This is a genomic window from Enemella dayhoffiae (assembly GCF_002250625.1).
GTDB classification, from domain to species: Bacteria; Actinomycetota; Actinomycetes; order Propionibacteriales; family Propionibacteriaceae; genus Enemella; species Enemella dayhoffiae.
Window position 1 is genome coordinate 1 of record NZ_NMVQ01000038.1, and the last position, 1,386, is coordinate 1,386.

Sequence of the window (1,386 nt, forward strand, 5' to 3'; positions counted from 1 at the left end):
TGATGACCGACACACTGGTGGGCATGAGCCCACCGAGCCCGGCTGCGGCCGGCGATGCCGAGGACCGCGCTTCAGGCGCAGGTCGTGCTGAGGACCGGGATCTGAGCCCGGCGGAGCTGGCGGCGGTGCAGGACTTGGTCCGCCAGGCCCGGGCCGCCGGGGTCGCGTTGACGGGCCCGGACGGGCTGTTGAAGGCGATGACCAAGACGGTGATCGAGTCCGCGCTGGAGGAGGAGCTGGCCGAGCATCTCGGCTACGACAAGCACGCTGTGGAGGGCCGCAACCGGGGCAATTCGCGCAATGGCAGACGGGCCAAGACCGTGCTGTCGGACAGTTGCGGCGAGGTCTCGATCGATGTTCCCCGAGACCGCGACGGCACGTTCGAGCCGCAGTTGGTCAAGAAGAGGCAACGCCGCCTCGGAGAGGTCGATGAAGTGGTGCTTTCCCTGTATGCCAAGGGATTGACCACCGGCGAGATATCCGCCCACTTCGCCGACGTCTACGGCGCCAGCGTCAGCAAGGACACGGTCTCGCGGATCACCGACCGAGTGATCGAGGAGATGCAGGCCTGGTGGGCGCGGCCGTTGGAGAAGGTTTACGCCGCGATCTTCATCGACGCCATCATGGTCAAGATCAGGGATGGACAGGTCCGCAACCGGCCCGTCTACGCCGCGATTGGCGTCGACCTCGACGGTCACAAGGACGTGCTCGGCATGTGGGCCGGAGACGGCGACGGGGAGTCGGCCAAGTTCTGGCTGGCGGTGCTCACCGACCTGAAGAACCGGGGCGTGCGTGATGTGTTCTTCGTCGTCTGCGACGGCTTGAAGGGTCTACCCGATTCGGTGAACGTCGCGTTCCCCCCGGGCGATTGTGCAGACCTGCATCATCCACCTGATCCGCAACACGTTTCGCTACGCCAGCAGGAAATACTGGGACAAGATCAGCTTCGACCTGAAGCCGATCTACACCGCCCCCACCCCTGCCGACGCCCGCCGGGCCTATGAGGAGTTCGCCGAGAAGTGGGGCCGGGCCTACCCGGCAATCAAGCGACTGTGGGACAACGCCTGGGAGGAGTTCATCCCGTTCCTCGACTACGACGTCGAAATCCGCAAGGTGATCTGCTCGACGAATGCGATCGAGTCGCTGAACGCCCGCTACCGCCGCGCGGTGCGGGCCCGGGGCCACTTCCCCAACGAGCAGGCCGCGATGAAAGCGCTGTATCTGGTCACCCGATCCCTGGACCCCAAGGGCACCGGTCAGACAAGATGGACGATGAGGTGGAAGCCCGCGCTGAACGCCTTCGCCATCACCTTCGCAGACCGCATGCCAGCCGCCGAGGACCGCTGACATGGAAACCGCCACTTACACCGTTCGTCGGACAGTCCC

At 65.4% G+C, this 1,386-nt stretch carries 1 pseudogene; it reads left to right on the forward strand.

The features are described 5' to 3' along the window. Positions 1–2 precede the first annotated feature (2 nt). A pseudogene (locus tag CGZ93_RS13990) lies at positions 3–1,347 on the forward strand (IS256 family transposase). The last annotated feature ends 39 nt before the right edge of the window (positions 1,348–1,386 follow it).